The organism is Streptomyces auratus, from assembly GCF_050433025.1.
Classification (GTDB): domain Bacteria; phylum Actinomycetota; class Actinomycetes; order Streptomycetales; family Streptomycetaceae; genus Streptomyces; species Streptomyces sioyaensis.
Map to the genome: position 1 here is coordinate 864,104 of NZ_JBNGCB010000003.1, position 16,417 is coordinate 880,520.

The window sequence follows — 16,417 nt, forward strand, 5'->3', positions numbered from 1 at the left end:
GTCAGCCCCTTACGTCCACCCAAGCAGTCAACTCCCCGGACGGCATGTCGGCAAGAGTTGGACCCCGTCCGGTCTCAGACGGGGTCCAACATGTGGGATACGGGCCGGGCGCCCGTGCGGCGTCAGCGCCGCTGCACCCCCGGCGGCATGCTCAGCTCGAACCAGACGACCTTTCCCATGCTCAGACGCGTCGCACCCCAGCGCCGCGCCATCCGGTTGACGAGGTAGAGGCCCCGCCCGCCCTCGTCCGACGGCCGGGCCTGGCGCAGCCGCGGCAGCTGCGGGACGTCGTCCCCGACCTCGCAGCGCAGTACGTCCGTTCGCAGCAACCGCAGCGTGATCGGCCGCTCCGCATACCGCACCGCATTGGTCACCACCTCGCTGACCAGCAGCTCCAGCTGGTCGGTCAGCTCGTCCAGGCCCCAGCGCGCCAGCGCCCGCCGGGCCAGCCGGCGCGCCTGCCCGGCCGTCTGCGCCTTCGGGTCGAGATACCAGTACGCGACATCGCTCGGCGCGATCCCGTCGAACCGGGCCGCCAGCAGCGCGATGTCGTCATCGCGGTCGCCGGGGCCCAGGATGTCCAGCACCTCGTCGCACATCGGCTCCAGCGGTGGCGGATTGGGACCGGTCAGCCGGGCCGTCTCCGCCAGCCGCTCCCGCAGCTGCTCGATGCCGGTCCACACGTCCCGGATCCGCGACTCGACCAGACCGTCCGTATAGAGGACGAGCGTGGCACCCGCCGGGGCGTCCAGCTCCACCGCCTCGAAGTCCACCCCGCCGACGCCGATCGGCGCACCCGACGGCACCCGCAGCACCTCGGCGCGCCCGCCGCGGTGCAGCATCACCGGCGGCGGATGGCCCGCGTTGGCGATGGTGATCCGGTGCGCGACCGGGTCGTAGACCGCGTACATGCAGGTCGCCATGCGGTCCGTGCCCAGCCGCTGGGCCTGCTCGTCGAGGTGGTGCAGCACCTCCTGCGGCGGCAGATCCAGACCGGCCAGCGTCTGCGCGGTGGTCCGCAGCTGGCCCATGATCGCGGCCGAGGTCATCGAGTGCCCCATGACGTCGCCGACCACCAGCGCCACCCGGCTGCCCGGCAGCGGGATCGCGTCGTACCAGTCACCGCCCACCCGGGCCGTCTCGGCGGCCGGCAGATAGCGGCTGGCCAGCCGGACCCCGGTCGGCTGCGGCAGCGAGTCCGGCAGCATCGTGCGCTGCAGCGCATCGGCGATGTAGGCCTCCCGGCCGTAGAGCACCGCCTTGTCCACGCCCAGCGCGGTGTGCGTCGCCAGCTGCGCCGCCACCAGCAGATCGTCCGGCTCGAACGCCGGGCGGTCCGGGCGGCGCAGGAACACCGCCGCACCGATCACCCGGCGGCGGCCGCGCAGCGGCGCCAGGATCACCCGGTGCCCGCCGGGCAGCCGCGGATCCGGGCCCAGCAGCTCCGGCAGCGCCGTCCGCGCCGCCTGCGCCTCGCCGAACAGCGGCCGTACGCCCCGCAGCACCTCGGCCAGCGGACCGCCGGGCTGCACCTCGGCCAGCTCCGCCGCACTGCCGCCCATCGCCGGACCGAGATCGGGCTGGGCCGGCAGCATCGGCAGCCGGCCGCCGTTGGTGTCCGGCTCCTCCGGAATCCGGTCGGTACGGCGCAGCCGCAGCACCACCGGGCCGGTCGGGCGTTCGTCGCCGACCGGCAGCGGATCCCGCAGATAGACGAGGATCGCGTCGGCGAACGTCGGGACCGTCGCCCGGCACAGGCCGAGCACGATCTCGTCGAGATCTATGCCGCGGGCGATCCGCCGGGTCGCCGCCCCGATGAACCGCAGCCGGTCCCCGCCCGCCTGCCGGGCCGCTGCCACCTCACCGCTCTCGCCCGGATGGGCCGAGCGGGCCGGCGGCGGTCCCGCCGGTCCGGGCACCTGGGCCCCGGCCGTCTCCCCGGCCGCCGCCCGCGACACCTCGGCGTGCGGGGCGTCCGGGACCGCGGACCGCCCCTCGTGCGGCGGCGACTGCTCCGGCACCGTCCCGCCCGGCTCGCCGCCGCGCGGCCACGACCGCCCGCCGCCGCCCTCCCGCGGCCGCCCGATGCGCTCGCCGCCGTGCCGCGGATGCGGCTCGTGCCGCGGCTCCTCGCCCGGCCCGGGCGCCTCGGCGCGGCCCGTCGCGCCCTGCGCCACCCGCTGCCCGGCACGGGTCGCCTCCCGGCCCCCGTCCGCCGCGCCGCCCGGCCGTCCGCTCGCCGCCATGGGCCCCTCCCCGTACGCGTCGCCATACGCCTCCCCGTACCGGATCGAGGCGTCCGGTGCGACGGCGTGGCCGTCGCGGTGTCCGGTGGTGTGCTCGCCGGCACGCCCGCCGGTGTGGCCGGCGGCGCCGTCCGCGTCCGCCGACGGGTCCCGCCGTGCCGCGCCGTGGTCCGCGGCCGGTTCGTCCTCGAAGCGGCCGCCCGGCGCGCCTGCCGACGCCGTGACGGCGGCACCGGCGAGGCCTATGTCGTCACCGCCGCGCACCGCGAACCCGCTGCCGGGCAGCGGGGCGAGCCCCGGCGCGGCCGGCTGCTGCAGGGCGCTGCGCGGGTCGGGGACCGCGCCGAGCGGCGCCGCCTGGGCCTGCCCGCGGGCAGGGGACAGCGAGGGCGCGGCGGCCGGGGCCGACTGCCGTGATTCGTGGGAGGTGGGGTGCTCCGTCACGCGTGGGATTCCATCCGTCCGGGGCTGTGCGCCAAACGCGCCGCGGTGCGGGCGTGCCGCTGGTGCGGCCGGCGCCCGACGCGCTGCGTCTCAGGCACGTCGCAGGTGCAGAAAGAGCTGGATCTCGGGTGGTACGTCCGTACTCGCCGGGGCGTATGCGTAGGCGTCTTCCCCGACGACGTCGAAACCCGCGTCGTGCACGACCCGGCGCAGGTCGTCCCGCAGGTAACCCGATACCCGGATCGAGTTGCCCAGGAACGGAATCGTGAAGTCGTCCACATCCGCCTCGACCATCGACAGGGCCAGCAGCCCCTCGGGACGTAGCAGATCATGCAGAAGGCCCAGTGCGTAAGGGATTTCCGCACGGGGCAGCATCAGAAGCGAGAAATAAGCGGCGATACCGTCGAAAGAGCCGGGGCCGCCGAGTCGGCCGCCGCGCAGATCGGCGATGTCCAGCCGGTGGAATTCGGCGCCCGGGACATGCTCCCGGGCCAGGGTGACCATCGAGGGGGAGAGATCGATACCCACCACGCGGTGCCCGGCCGCCGAGAGCTGACGGGCGGTCGGCAGACCCGTACCGCACCCGAGGTCCAGGATGCGCGAGCCGGCCGGCAGCGCTTCGGACAGCCAGGCGCCCGAGGCGAGCTGGCCCTCCTTGTGCGGGAAGGCGTCGTCGTACCGGTCGCCGATCGCGTCGAACGCCTCGGCCTGGCCGGCCCGGTCCAGTGCTAACCGGTTCAGACCTTCGTATCCGTCGTAGCTAGTCGCGCTCACGACCTCGCCCCTCCTGCGACCGCGGTCAAGTTCGTTTTCCAGTTCTGGAGTTGCGCCTGTGCAGTCTTGCGGAGGACGATCCTACGTTTGAAGGCCGGGGGCGCAGCAAGGGGGCTCGGCCCCGCTCCGCGCCCCGCGAGGAACAGCTTTGCCCATAGGCGCACCTTTCCATGGTTCGCCCCCTTCACTCCCGTCGATTCGCTTCGCTCCCTTACGACCGCAAACGATCCGGCGCGCGGTCCCAGTCCTGCGGGAGCCGGGGAATCCGCCAGGACGGATCGGGCCGCCAGTCCTCCCAGCCGTCGGCGAACGGCCCGCGCCAGGCCGTGATCTGCGCGATCGCGGCCCTGCCCGCCGATCTGACCTCGGCGGCCCGGGCATCGGTCATCAGCCCGTCCCGCTGCGCCTGCGCGAACTCGTCCTCGTCCCGCCACTCCCAGTGCCGGTCCGGATAGACACAGATGTCGAGGAAGTGGTCCTCGGAGTCCATGCCGCCCGACCAACGGCGGCGCGGCTCCTCCAGATTGACGTACCAGTTCTTGAACTGCCAGCCGCGCTCCCAGAACAGCCATACCGACCAGGGGTCGCCGGGCCGGGCCAGCTTCAGCACTCCGGTGCCGAACCACTGGTCGCGGGCGGTCCGGCGGGGTTTGGTGTAGCGGGTGGACAGCGGCTCGCGGTGCACCGGAGTGCCGTCGGCGAGCACCGGCTTGATGCACGCGGTACCGGGCGCCATCCACACCGCCAGCAGATCCTCGGTGTCCTGAACGACGGTCATCGGACGGCAGATGTGGAACCGTTCGGCGTCGGCGTTGTCGCGATAGCGCCACAGGATGTGGTCCCCGGGCGCCCAGCGCCGCCCGCCCGGGGTGCCATCCGTAGCCCGCCGCGCCCGGGGCGTCCCGCATCCGCCGGCCGTCCCGCCCTCCGTCGTGTCCACCGTGTCCGCTGTCATGCGCAGATCTTAGAGGCGCCGCATGACGCGCGCCGTGACATGAGCCGCACCATGCGTGACGGACGGGTAACGGCTGCCGCTAGGGTCTGTCGTTTGGATCAGGACCCGCGAGCCCGGCCTGATCCAAACGACAGACCCTACGGCTGTGACGGGCGGGTCATCCGCAGCACGTCCAGCGCCTCGTCCAGCTGCTCCTCGCTCAGCAGCCCCCGCTCCACATAACCGCCCTCCAGGACGACCTGACGGATGGTCTTCCGCTCGGCCAGGGACCGCTTGGCGACCTTGGCGGCCTCCTCGTAGCCCAGGTACCTGTTGAGCGGGGTGACGACCGACGGCGACGACTCGGCGTATTCCCGGGCCCGTTCGGCGTGCGCGGTGATGCCGTCGATCGTCCGGTCCGCCAGCAGCCGCGACACATTGGCCAGCAGCCGCACCGACTCCAGCACATTCTTCGCGATCACCGGCAGCATCACGTTCAACTCGAAATTGCCGGCCGCCCCCGCCGCCGCCACCGTCGCGTCGTTGCCCGTGACCTGCGCCGCGACCATCAGCACCGCCTCCGGGATCACCGGGTTGACCTTTCCCGGCATGATCGACGAGCCCGGCTGCAGATCCGGCAGCGCGATCTCCGCCAGTCCGGTACGCGGCCCGGAAGCCATCCACCGCAGATCATTCGCGATCTTCGTCAGCCCGACGCCGATGGTCCGCAGCTGCCCGCTGGTCTCCACGATCCCGTCGCGCGCCCCCTGCGCCTCGAAGTGGTTGCGCGCCTCGGTGAGCGGCAGCCCGGTCACCCGCGCCACCTCGGCGATCACCGCCGCCGGGAAGCCGGGCGGGGTGTTGATCCCGGTGCCCACCGCCGTACCGCCCAGCGGCAGTTCGGCCAGCCGCGGCAACGAGGCCCGCAGCCGCTCGACGCCGTACCGCACCTGCGCGGCATAGCCGCCGAACTCCTGCCCCAGCGTCACCGGCGTGGCATCCATCAGATGCGTCCGCCCCGACTTCACGACCTCCGCGAACTCCTCCGCCTTGCGCTCCAGCGCCTCCGCCAGATGCTCCAGCGCCGGAATCAGCTCGTCGAGCACCGCCGACGCCGCCGCGATATGGATCGAGGACGGAAAGACATCATTCGACGACTGACTGGCGTTGACGTGGTCGTTCGGGTGCACCTCCCGCCCCAGCCGCTCGCTCGCCAGCGTCGCGATGACCTCGTTGGCGTTCATGTTCGACGACGTCCCGGACCCGGTCTGGAACACATCGACGGGGAAGTGGTCGTCCCACTGCCCCTCGGCGACGGCCGCCGCGGCCTCCTGGACGGCCGCCGCGATGTCCTTGTCCAGTACGCCGAGCTCACCGTTGACCATGGCGGCCGCGCCCTTGATCCGGGCCAGCGCCTCGATGTGCGCCCGCTCCAGCCGCTGCCCGGAAAGGGGGAAGTTCTCCACCGCCCGCTGCGTCTGCGCCCGCCACTTGGCGTGCGCCGGGACCCGCACCTCACCCATGGAGTCGTGCTCGGTCCGGAAGCCGTCGGAGTCGCCGAATGCGCTGTTGTCACTCATACCTATGTCAGTGCCCGGGAACGGCGATCTGTTCCCGGGCACCGCCGGATGTCACCTGGCTGCGGGGTGGGCGTCCTTCAGGCCGGTCAGGGCTCGATGACTCCGGCGTGGGCGGACGAGGGTAGCAGGGTGCCCGTGAGGGTCACCACGGTGCCGCCCGTGGTGGGCCCCGAGGTCGGGCTGATGCTGCTCAGCGTGGGGGGATTCTGGATGACGCTGACCGAACCCGACGCGAAGTTGGCGACGTAGATCTTGCCGTTGGGGGCCACCGCCACACCGATCGGATTGTGGCCGACGGGGATGGTGGCGCCCACGACGCTGTTGGTGGCAGTGTCGATCACTGTCACGCTGTTCGACCCCGAGTCGGCCACGTACGCAAGGCCGTTGGGCGCGACCGACACGCTGTTCGGTGAGGTGCCGACCGGAATGCTGGGCACGATGACGGTGTCTGTGGTGGTGTTGATCACCGCTACGCCGGCGGCGGTGAAGCGGGTGACGTAGGCGTTTCCGTTGGGGGCGACCGCCACGCCGACCGGGCCGCCGGGGACGGGAATCGACGTCACCGACAGGAGCGCCATTGCCGGTGCCGCGCCCACGGTTCCGCCGGTGGCCGTCGCGCGCGGCCCGCCGGCGAGGCGAGCGGCCCACGGCGGGCCCTCCCGCCGGGCTTGAACGTTGGTACTCATGGAGACCCCTTCGGTAAGGGGGCCGCCCTGGCCTGCCGGGCCGCCACACGGGCGCCGGCACCGGCCACAGATCCCCTTCGGGGCGCCACGGCAAGGCTCGTACGTCACCACACGCACGGGGGCTGCCCCCCGGGAAAGGATGGGCAGCCCACCGGTTTCGATTACCCCATGCGAGGCCCGCCGCACGGACCGACAAAACGTCCCGCGGGACGTCTCGCCGGGAGCCACGCGCCGGGAAGCAGCAACAGAGCCCGGCAACAGAGCCCCCGACGAATCGTCAGGGGCTCTGTGCGGTCCTGCGGGTGCGTCAGCTTCCCGAGCGCACCGGAATGCTGGTGAACGTCGGTGCCGGTGCCGGGTCCTGGAAGAAGTCGTTGCCCTTGTCGTCGACGACGATGAAGGCGGGGAAGTCCTCGACCTCGATCTTCCAGACGGCTTCCATGCCGAGCTCCTCGTACTCCAGGACCTCGACCTTCTTGATGCAGTCCTGGGCGAGGCGGGCGGCCGGGCCGCCGATGGAGCCGAGGTAGAAGCCGCCGTGGGCGTGGCAGGCGTCGGTGACCTGCTGGGAGCGGTTGCCCTTGGCCAGCATCACCTTGGAGCCGCCGGCGGCCTGGAACTGCTCGACGTAGGCGTCCATCCGGCCGGCCGTGGTCGGGCCGAAGGAGCCGGAGGCGTAGCCCTCGGGGGTCTTGGCGGGGCCGGCGTAGTAGACGGGGTGGTTCTTGAGGTACTCCGGCATCTCCTCGCCGGCGTCCAGGCGTTCCTTGATCTTCGCGTGGGCGATGTCGCGGGCGACGACCAGGGTGCCGGTGAGCGAGAGGCGGGTCTTGACCGGGTGCTTGGTCAGCTCGGCGAGGACGTCGTCCATCGGGCGGTTGAGGTCGATGGCGACCGCGTCGAGGTCGGGGCCCGCGCCCTCGGTCAGCTCCTCGTCCGTCGTCTCCGGGAGGAAGCGCGCCGGGTCGGTCTCCAGCTGCTCCAGGAAGACGCCCTCGGCGGTGATCTTCGCGACGGCCTGGCGGTCCGCGGAGCACGAGACGGCGATGGCGACCGGGCAGGACGCGCCGTGGCGGGGGAGGCGGACGACGCGGACGTCGTGGCAGAAGTACTTGCCGCCGAACTGCGCCCCGATGCCGATCTTCTGCGTCAGCTCGAAGACCTTGTCCTCCAGCTCCTTGTCGCGGAAGCCGTGGCCGGTGGGCGAGCCCTCGGCGGGCAGCTCGTCGAGGTAGTGCGCGGAGGCGTACTTGGCGGTCTTGAGCGCGTATTCGGCGCTGGTGCCGCCCACGACGATGGCGAGGTGGTACGGCGGGCAGGCCGCGGTGCCCAGCGAACGGATCTTCTGCTCCAGGAACTTCATCATGGAGGCCTCGTTGAGGACCGCCTTGGTCTCCTGGAAGAGGAAGGACTTGTTGGCGCTGCCGCCGCCCTTGGCCATGAAGAGGAACTTGTAGGCGCCGCCGTCGGTCGCGTACAGCTCGATCTGCGCCGGGAGGTTGGAGCCGGTGTTCTTCTCGTCCCACATCGTCAGCGGGGCCATCTGCGAGTACCGCAGGTTCAGCTGCGTGTAGGCGTCGTAGATGCCGCGGGAGAGGGCTGCCTCGTCGCCGCCCCCGGTCAGCACGTGCTGGCCGCGCTTGCCCATGACGATCGCGGTGCCGGTGTCCTGGCACATGGGCAGCACGCCCGCGGCGGCGATGTTGGCGTTCTTGAGCAGGTCGAGCGCGACGAAGCGGTCGTTGGCGCTGGCCTCGGGGTCGTCCAGGATCTTGCGGAGCTGGGCGAGGTGGGCCGGGCGCAGATAGTGCGAAATGTCGTGCATCGCCTCGGCGGCCAGCTTGCGCAGCGCCTCCGGCTCGACCTTGAGGAACGTCCGGCCGTCGGCCTCGAAGGTGCTGACGCCCTCCGAGGTGACGAGGCGGTACGGGGTGGTGTCCTCACCTACGGGGAGAAGGTCGGTGTAGGCGAATTCCGGCATCGAAGGTCATTCCTTACTCGGAGAGGTCCGGCTGGCATCTACGGCAGCGCCTGAACAGCGTAGAACCCCGGCGGCCCGGCACGGTTGTGAGGTAAGGCTCAATCGGCGCGAACCTCACTCCGGCTTTTCCCTAGTCGCGATCTATCGCGTTTCGGTACGCTGGCGGGGTGGATGCAGACAACGGGGGACGACCGGGCCCTGACACCCCGCCCGGACCGCTACAGAAGCAGCACCCGCGGCAGGACGGACAGCCGGTGAAACTGACCAAGACGGCACCCGCCGCGGTGGCCGAGGGCGACATCCGCGCGTCCGACGCGGACCGCGACCGGGTCGCCGAGATCCTCCGCGAGGCCCTCGCGGAGGGCCGGCTGGACCCGGAGGAGCACGCCGAGCGGATCGACACGGTCTACCGCGCCAAGACCATGGGCGAACTGGAGCCCGTCCTGCGGGATCTGCCCGCGGCGCGCGGCAGCCGTCCGCAGCCGGACCCAGGCGGTGCGGCCTACGGGCCCGGTGCCCCGGTCCCGGACCAGAACCTCGTCGCGATCTTCAGCGCCTCGGTCCGCAAGGGCCGTTGGCGGGCTCCCGCGCGGATCAACGCCTTCGCGCTCTTCGGGGCCATCGAAATCGATCTGACCGAGGCGGTCTTCGCGCAGCAGCAGGTCCAGATCAATGCCACGTCGATCTTCGGCAGTGTGGAGATCCGGGTCCCGGAGAACATCACCCTGCGCAGCAACGGCTCCGGCGTGCTGGGCAGCTTCGAGGTCGAGTCCCACGACGCGGAGGACGCCGACGCCCCGCAGGTCCTGGTCAACGGCTATGCCGTACTGGGCAGCGTGGAGGCCCGGCCCAAGCGGGGCGCCTGGATACGCGATCTGCGCGACCGGCTGCGCGACGGGCGCCGCGAGCTGCGGCACCAGCTGCGCGAGGAGCACCGAGAGCGGCATGAGCAACTGCGTCAGGAGGCGTGGGAAGGACACCTCCGGCTGCGCGCCGAACGCCGCGAACGCCGGGACCGCTTCCGCAAGTGACGCGGCGTGGCCCGGGGGCGGACACCGTTCCCCGGGCCCGGGGGCAACTCGCCGCCGCGGAACGGCCGTCAGCGGCGGTTTTCTTGTTGTCGCACGATCGCCACGGTGTGCATAAGCGTGCGCACAGCGGGTAGGGCTGGTGCATCGTCTCTCGTGCGGCTGCGGGGTGCGAAAAAAAGCCGTGCGCAGCGAGACGGGCAAGGGTGATCTCTCGCCGAAGCCGTCGTCAGGAGTAGACCGTGCTGCTACCGCACCAGACCCTGCAGGATGCCGCTGTCGTTCCGCCCCCGCAAGTGCCTGATCGTGACGAGGCCGGTCCCTGGCATTCGGAGGCGGTGTGCCGCCGGGATGAGGCCGGGTTGTTCTTCGCGCCGTCGAAGGAGCCGACCGCCGCGCGGCTGGCCAGGGAGGAGGCCGCGAAGCGGGTCTGTGCCCGCTGCCCGGTGATGGTCGAGTGCCGGGAGCATGCGCTGCTCCAGCCCGAGCCGTACGGCGTCTGGGGCGGGCTGACCGCGGCCGAGCGCCGGGTCGTGCTGACCCGGCGGCGGCGCCGGGAGTCCGAACTCCAGCGTGCGGCCCATTTGCCCGCGGCAGGCTGACCACCGCGACATCGGCTTCGGCTCGTCAGACACCACAGGGCGTATGGGCCACTTCGCCCCCGCCGGAGACTCTCCGGCGGGGGCGAAGTGCGTGGTCGTCGGCGGGCAGGGGCCGCCGGGGCGCCGTCAGCTGGGGCGCTCGAAGTCCACCGAGCTGTACGCACGCAGCTTGGACAGCCGGTGCTGGGAGTCGATCTGGCGGATCGTGCCGGACTTGGACCGCATCACCAGGGACTGGGTGTAGGCGTTCTCGGCGCGGTAGCGCACGCCGCGCAGCAACTCTCCGTCGGTGATGCCGGTGGCGACGAAGAAGACGTTGTCGCCCTGGACCAGGTCCTCGATCTGGAGCACCTTGTCCAGGTCGTGCCCGGCCGCCAGCGCGCGCTCGCGCTCCTCGTCGTCCTTGGGCCACAGCTTGCCCTGGAAGGAGCCGCCCAGGCACTTCAGCGCACAGGCCGCGATGATCCCCTCGGGCGTACCGCCGATGCCCAGCAACAGGTCGACGCCGGTGCCCTCGCGGGCCGCCATGATCGCGCCGGCGACATCGCCGTCGGCGATGAACTTGATCCGGGCCCCGGCCTCCCGGACCTCCTTGACCAGGCCCTCGTGGCGGGGCCGGTCCAGGATGACCACGGTGACGTCCTCGACCGCGGACTTCTTCGCCTTGGCGATCCGCTTGATGTTCACCGCCACCGGCGCCGTGATGTCGACGAAGTCGGCGGCCTCCGGGCCCGTGGCGAGCTTGTCCATGTAGAAGACCGCGGACGGGTCGAACATCGAGCCGCGCTCGGCCACCGCCATCACGGACACGGCGCTCGCCATGCCCTTGGCGGTCAGCGTCGTACCGTCCACCGGGTCCACGGCCACGTCGCACTCCGGGCCGGTCCCGTCTCCCACCCGCTCGCCGTTGTAGAGCATCGGGGCGTTGTCCTTCTCGCCCTCCCCGATGACCACGACGCCGTTCATCGACACGGTGTGGATCAGGGCGCGCATGGCCTTCACCGCCGCGCCGTCCGCGCCGTTCTTGTCACCTCGCCCCACCCAGCGGCCCGACGCCATGGCACCGGCCTCGGTGACCCGGACGAGTTCCAGGGCGAGGTTGCGGTCCGGGGCCTCGGGGCTGACCTCGAGTTGGGACGGGAGATGATGCTCGGTCATCGAGCGACCTTTCTGTACGGCGACGGCCGTGAAGGACGAGGGTGGCTGTGCGGTGGTGCGGAGGTGTCCCCAGAGGCACTGTGGGGTCTCCCCAGAGGCTCACAGTATCTTCCGGGCGCCAAAATGAGCAGTGGGCCCTACGCATGAGCGGCTCCCGGAGAGCCGGAATCCAGGGCGTTTGCGCAGGTGACGGGCTTTGCCGGGGGGTGTGTCGGAGCCGTCGCGGGGATGGGGGACGATAGGGGCGTGGCAGGTATGCGAGGCAGGCAGACGGTGCGGGACATGGTCCTGTCACTGGCGGTGATCGGCATTCTCGTCGGGGTGATCTACGTCTTCATCCCGCACGACGAGAGCGCCGACGCGGAGAAGGCGGCGGTCAAGACGGTCGACTACCGCGTGGAGCTGATCACGGCCCGGCGGGCGGCGCCGTACCCGGTCGCCGCACCCCAGGGGCTGCCCAAGACCTGGCGCGCCACCTCCGTTTCCTACCGGGCGAGCGAGGACGGCAAGGGCGGCGCCTGGCATCTGGGCATGCTCGATCCGGAGCGGCAGTACGCCTCCATCGAGCAGAGCGACGCGGCGCCGCGCCAGTTCATCAAGGACGTCACGCTCGGCGCGACCAAGGTCGAGGGCAAGCAGGCCGTCGGCAGCAAGAAGTGGGACCGCTACCAGGGGGACAAGTACCGGGCGCTGGTCCGCCAGGAGCCCGGCGTGACCACGGTCGTCACGGGCACCGCGCCGTACGGGCGGCTCGCCGATCTGGCCGCCGCGCTGGTCGCGAAGAAGACCTGAGGGTCCCGCGCCGGTACGCCGGACGAGCCGTGCCACGACGAGGCCGCCGCACCCTGGCTGGGTGCGGCGGCCTCGTCGTGTGCGGTCGCGGGGGGGCTCAGACGGCGGTGACGGCCTCGTCGAAGGTGAGCCGCGGACCGCGCGGGGAGAAGGCGTCGGTGCCCGGCTTGCCGATGTTGATCACGAGGAACGACTTCTGCTTGCCGTCGCCGAAGAACTCCTTGTCGACGCCGGTGAAGTCGAAGCCGGTCATCGGGCCGGCGGCCAGACCGGCGGCGCGGACGCCGACGATGAAGTAGCCGGCCTGGAGGGTGGCGTTCTGGGTGCCGGCGGTCTCGCGGGACGCGGCCTCGGAGAAGAACGCGTCCTTGATGCCCGGGGCGTGCGGGAAGAGCTGCGGCAGCTTCTCGTGGAAGTCCAGGTCCACGGAGAGGATCGCGGTCAGCGGCGCGCTGAGGGTCTTCGGGCCGTTGGCGCCCATGGCGTGCGTGACCAGGCGCTGACGGGCCTCCTGCGAACGGACCAGGGTTATCCGCAGCGGCGACTGGTTGAAGGCGGTCGGGCCGAACTTCACCAGGTCATAGATGGCCTGGACCTGCTCGTCCGTCACCGGCTCGTCCGTGAACGTGTTGGCGGTCTGGGCCTCCCGGAAGAGAAGGTCCTGCGCGGCGGCGTCAAGGGCGAGAGACATAAGGGCACCTCGTGGTCAGCTGGGGGCAAGGATCGGCGGCACACAGCAGACCGTGTGGTTGCTGCAGCCACTTCAGGGTTCTACCGGAATGAGATCACTATATGGCAGGTAGATTAAGATTCAACTAAAAGTGGGTGGGTTGTGTGCCGGTTCACATGGGTGGGGTGGTGGGCTGCCGGGCCGGCGGTACAGGGTGCCGTGCAGCCATGGCCGGGTGGCTGAGCAAGGGCTGTGCGCGGGTGTGATCACGTACGTTCGCGTGCGTTCCACGTGCGTTCGCGTGGCCGTGCGGCGGAGGCTGCTCAGGTAGCGCCGGGCCCCGGCTAGGCGCGTTCCGTCTCCGCCTCGTCCGACGACTCCGCCAGCGCCGCGTCCAGGCGTGCCCGGGCGCCGTCCAGCCAGCGGCGGCAGACCTTCGCCAGCGCCTCGCCGCGCTCCCACAGCGCGAGCGACTCCTCCAGCGTGGTGCCGCCCGCCTCCAGGCTGCGGACGACCTCGATCAGTTCGTCCCGCGCCTGCTCGTAGCCGAGCGTGGAGTCCAGCGGCTCCACTCCGGTCTCCGCTCCGGCCGCCGCGCCCTGCTCCGCGTCCGCCGCGCCGTCCGTCTTCGCCTTCGCCATGTGTCCCACCCTAAGAGTCCGTAAGAGTCCGTCTTTGCCCTATGCGGGGGGTGCGACGGCGCCCGGGGGGCCGTCCACCCGCACCCGGAATTCGCCCTCGGCCACCCTGGCCCGCAGTTCCTCGTCCGCGCCGACCTCGGCGGGGCTGCGCACGGCCGCCCCGTCCGGCTTCTGCAGCACCGCATAGCCGCGCTCCAGCGTCGCCTTCGGGGAGAGCGCGACCACCCGCGCGAGGGTGTGCGTCAGCTCCGAGTCGGCGCGGTCCAGCAGATGCCCCAGGGTTCGCCGGCCGCGCTCCAGCAGCGCCGTGACCTGCTCCTCGCGGTCCTCGACCATCCGCTGCGGCCGCTGTATGCACGGCCGCTGCAGCGCGGCGGCCAGCCCCCGCTCCTCCCGCTGGACGAAGCCGTCGATCGCGCGCCGGGCCCGCTCCCGCAGCTGCCCGATCCGGGCCAGCTCCTCGCCCACGTCCGGCACGACCTTCTTCGCCGCGTCCGTCGGTGTCGAGGCGCGCAGATCGGCGACCAGATCGAGCAGCGGGGTGTCCGGCTCATGGCCGATCGCCGAGACGACCGGGGTCGCGGCCGCGCTCACCGCGCGGATGAGCTGCTCGTCGGAGAACGGCAGCAGATCCTCCACGCTGCCGCCGCCGCGCGCCACGATGATCACGTCCACCTCGGGCAGCGCGTCCAGCTCCTGGACCGCGCCGATCACCTGGGGGACCGCATGAACCCCCTGCACGGGCACATTGCGCACCGCGAAGCGGACGGCCGGCCAGCGGTGCCGGGCGTTCTCCAGGACGTCCCGCTCCGCGGCGCTCGCCCGGCCGCAGACCAGCCCGATCAGCTGCGGAAGGAACGGCAGCGGCTTCTTGCGGTCCGCCGCGAACAGCCCCTCCGCCGCCAGCGACTTCTTCAACTGCTCCAGCCGGGCGAGGAGTTCACCGACCCCGACCGGTTTGATCTCGGCGGCCCGCAGCGAGAGCTGGCCGCGCGGGGCGTACCACTCCGGTTTGGCGTGCACCACCACCCGGGCGCCCTCGCTCACCACATCGGCGACCTTGTCGAAGACCTGGCGGTAGCACGTCACGCTCACCGAGATGTCGTACGAGGGGTCGCGCAGCGTCAGGAAGACCACGCCCGCGCCGGGCCGCCGGGAGAGCTGGGTGATCTGCCCCTCGACCCACACCGCGCCGAGCCGGTCGATCCAACCGCCGATGAGCCGGGACACCTCGCCGACCGGGATCGGCGTTTCCGGGGACGTAGAAACAGCCATACGAGCGAGAGTAGCGGCGGCCACTGACAGTGGCGGCGGCCGCGCGAGGCGTGGCCGGCACGGAGCCGGCCGGCGGCCGCGGTATCCGGCCCGGCGGCAGCCCCGCGCACACCGGCCCGGCCACGCTCAGCCCCCGCCCCCCGCCCGCCCACGGCGCTGCACCGCCAGCACCACCAGCCCCACCACCAGCCAGCACCCGCCCACGACCTGCGCGGTCGCGGACGCCTTGGCGAGCACCGCGATCACCACCGCCAGGCCCAGCGACGGCACCACCACATGCCGCAGCACGCCCGGCACCCCGGCGCGTTCGCGGGCCCGGAAGCGGAACCAGCCGATCACCGACGCGTGCAGCAGCCCGAACGCGGTCAGCGCCCCCACGCTCACGATCGACGACAGCTCGGCGAGCCCGTCGTCCCGGCGTGCCGCCCCCACCGCCGCCACCAGCGTCACCACGGCCGCACCCAGCAGCGCCCGGCGCGGCACCCCGCTGCCCGCAGCCACCTTCGCCATCGCCCCCGGCAGCCGCCGGTCCCGGGACATCGCGAACAGCAGCCGGCCGGCCGCCGCCTGCCCCGCCAGCGCCGCGAACGCCGCACCGATCGCCTTGCTCACCGCCACCAGGTTGTGCAGCCCGGTGCCCAGCGCCGCGTCGACCGTCGCGTAGAACGCATTGCCCTGCTCCGCCGGCCGGGCCGCCAGCTCCGCCGCGCTCATCGGCATCAGCAGCGCCGCCAGATACGTCTGCACCGCGAACAGCACCCCGGCCACCACCAGACACGTGAGCACCGCTCGCGCCACCCGTTGTGGCCCGTCGCGCCCCCGGCCGCCCTCCTTTCCCGCCGACGGGCCCGCCGCCTCCTCCGCGAACGACGCGATCGCATCGAAGCCCAGATACGACAGCACCGCCACCGACACCGCGGACAGCACCGCAGCGGGCGCGAAGCCGCCCGCGCCGGTCAGCGGCTCGGCCCAGCCCCGCCGCGCCCCATGCGCCAGCAGCTCGACGAGGGCCGCCACCACGAACACCCCGAGCACCACGATCTCCATCGCCAGCACCGCGAAGCCGACCCGGGCCGCGGTCCGTACGCCCCACAGATTCAGCAGCGTCGTCACGACCACCGCCAGCGCCGTCCACACCCATGGGTGCACGGACGGCACCAGCGCATGCAGCGCGATCCCGGAGAACAGGTACGCCACCGCCGGGACCAGCAGATAGTCCAGCAGCGCCAGCCACCCGGCGAGGAACCCGGCGCCCTCGCTCAGCCCCGCCCGGGCGTACGCATAGACCGACCCGGCCTGCGGGACGACCCGCACCATCTGGGCGTAGGAGTACGCGGTGCACGCCATCGCGGCGGTCGCGACGGCATAGACGGTGGTGATCGCGCCGTGCGAGGTGGCCTGCAGCGTGCCGAAGATCCCGACCGGGGCCATCGGGGCGATGAACAGCAGCCCGTAGACGATCAGATCCCGGAACGTCAGCGTCCGCCGCAGCACCCCCGGCACGCCGTCGCACCCGCCGGCTCCGCGCGCAGTATGGCCCGCGGCCTCGCCCGCCCCGCCACCGTCCGTGCCCGGCATCGCGCCTCCTCGCAGCGTCCCCCTCAGT

Annotated in this window: 14 protein-coding genes; 3 read left to right on the forward strand and 11 right to left on the reverse strand. The window is 72.1% G+C overall.

The features are described from left to right. Positions 1-122: 122 nt before the first annotated feature. From BKA18_RS23485 to BKA18_RS23510, 6 genes are all read right to left on the reverse strand, one after another. Positions 123-2,087 carry a SpoIIE family protein phosphatase gene (locus BKA18_RS23485; RefSeq protein WP_429638770.1) on the reverse strand — a complete coding sequence of 655 codons (1,965 nt, stop codon included), beginning with the start codon at positions 2,085-2,087 and terminating at the stop codon, positions 123-125. Positions 2,088-2,780: 693 nt separating this feature from the next. Next, entirely contained in the window at positions 2,781-3,464 is a 684-nt protein-coding gene (locus BKA18_RS23490) for a class I SAM-dependent DNA methyltransferase (protein ID WP_006603384.1), read from the reverse strand. A 211-nt stretch (positions 3,465-3,675) separates the two neighbouring features. After that, positions 3,676-4,419, reverse strand: coding sequence for a cytidylyl-2-hydroxypropylphosphonate hydrolase (gene fomD, locus BKA18_RS23495; RefSeq protein ID WP_366044302.1), 744 nt, complete (start codon positions 4,417-4,419; stop codon positions 3,676-3,678). Between the two features lie 137 nt (positions 4,420-4,556). Continuing rightward, entirely contained in the window at positions 4,557-5,978 is a 1,422-nt protein-coding gene (locus tag BKA18_RS23500; RefSeq protein WP_366044301.1) for a class II fumarate hydratase, read from the reverse strand. Positions 5,979-6,064: 86 nt separating this feature from the next. Next, positions 6,065-6,664 carry a YncE family protein gene (locus BKA18_RS23505; RefSeq protein ID WP_366044300.1) on the reverse strand — a complete coding sequence of 200 codons (600 nt, stop codon included), beginning with the start codon at positions 6,662-6,664 and terminating at the stop codon, positions 6,065-6,067. Positions 6,665-6,971: 307 nt separating this feature from the next. Beyond that, positions 6,972-8,645, reverse strand: coding sequence for a fumarate hydratase (locus BKA18_RS23510; protein ID WP_366044299.1), 1,674 nt, complete (start codon positions 8,643-8,645; stop codon positions 6,972-6,974). A gap of 254 nt (positions 8,646-8,899) precedes the next feature. Between BKA18_RS23510 and BKA18_RS23515 the strand changes: the two genes are divergently transcribed. Together BKA18_RS23515 and BKA18_RS23520 are read left to right on the forward strand one after the other, a co-directional pair. Further along, positions 8,900-9,676: a DUF1707 SHOCT-like domain-containing protein gene (locus BKA18_RS23515; protein WP_366044298.1), complete on the forward strand. Its 777-nt coding sequence runs from the start codon at positions 8,900-8,902 to the stop codon at positions 9,674-9,676. 239 nt (positions 9,677-9,915) lie between these two features. Next, on the forward strand, positions 9,916-10,275 hold the full coding sequence (locus BKA18_RS23520) for a WhiB family transcriptional regulator (RefSeq protein WP_040898418.1): 360 nt from the start codon (positions 9,916-9,918) through the stop codon (positions 10,273-10,275). A gap of 126 nt (positions 10,276-10,401) precedes the next feature. Here the strand turns inward: BKA18_RS23520 and glpX are convergent, their stop codons facing one another. Beyond that, positions 10,402-11,433 (reverse strand): class II fructose-bisphosphatase, encoded by a 1,032-nt coding sequence (gene glpX / locus BKA18_RS23525; protein WP_006603378.1) that lies wholly within the window; start codon positions 11,431-11,433, stop codon positions 10,402-10,404. 255 nt (positions 11,434-11,688) lie between these two features. Between glpX and BKA18_RS23530 the strand changes: the two genes are divergently transcribed. Beyond that, complete coding sequence (locus tag BKA18_RS23530) at positions 11,689-12,225, forward strand: DUF4245 domain-containing protein (RefSeq protein WP_096212788.1); 537 nt, start codon at positions 11,689-11,691, stop codon at positions 12,223-12,225. Positions 12,226-12,322: 97 nt separating this feature from the next. Here BKA18_RS23530 and BKA18_RS23535 read toward each other — a convergent pair whose 3' ends face one another. From BKA18_RS23535 to BKA18_RS23550, 4 genes are all read right to left on the reverse strand, one after another. Continuing rightward, entirely contained in the window at positions 12,323-12,916 is a 594-nt protein-coding gene (locus tag BKA18_RS23535; protein ID WP_366044297.1) for a malonic semialdehyde reductase, read from the reverse strand. Between the two features lie 323 nt (positions 12,917-13,239). Beyond that, entirely contained in the window at positions 13,240-13,536 is a 297-nt protein-coding gene (locus BKA18_RS23540) for an exodeoxyribonuclease VII small subunit (protein WP_366044296.1), read from the reverse strand. Positions 13,537-13,575: 39 nt separating this feature from the next. Next, positions 13,576-14,811, reverse strand: a complete 1,236-nt coding sequence (gene xseA / locus BKA18_RS23545) for an exodeoxyribonuclease VII large subunit (protein ID WP_366044295.1) — start codon at positions 14,809-14,811, stop codon at positions 13,576-13,578. 126 nt (positions 14,812-14,937) lie between these two features. After that, on the reverse strand, positions 14,938-16,389 hold the full coding sequence (locus tag BKA18_RS23550) for an APC family permease (RefSeq protein ID WP_366044294.1): 1,452 nt from the start codon (positions 16,387-16,389) through the stop codon (positions 14,938-14,940). Between the last annotated feature and the right edge of the window lie 28 nt (positions 16,390-16,417).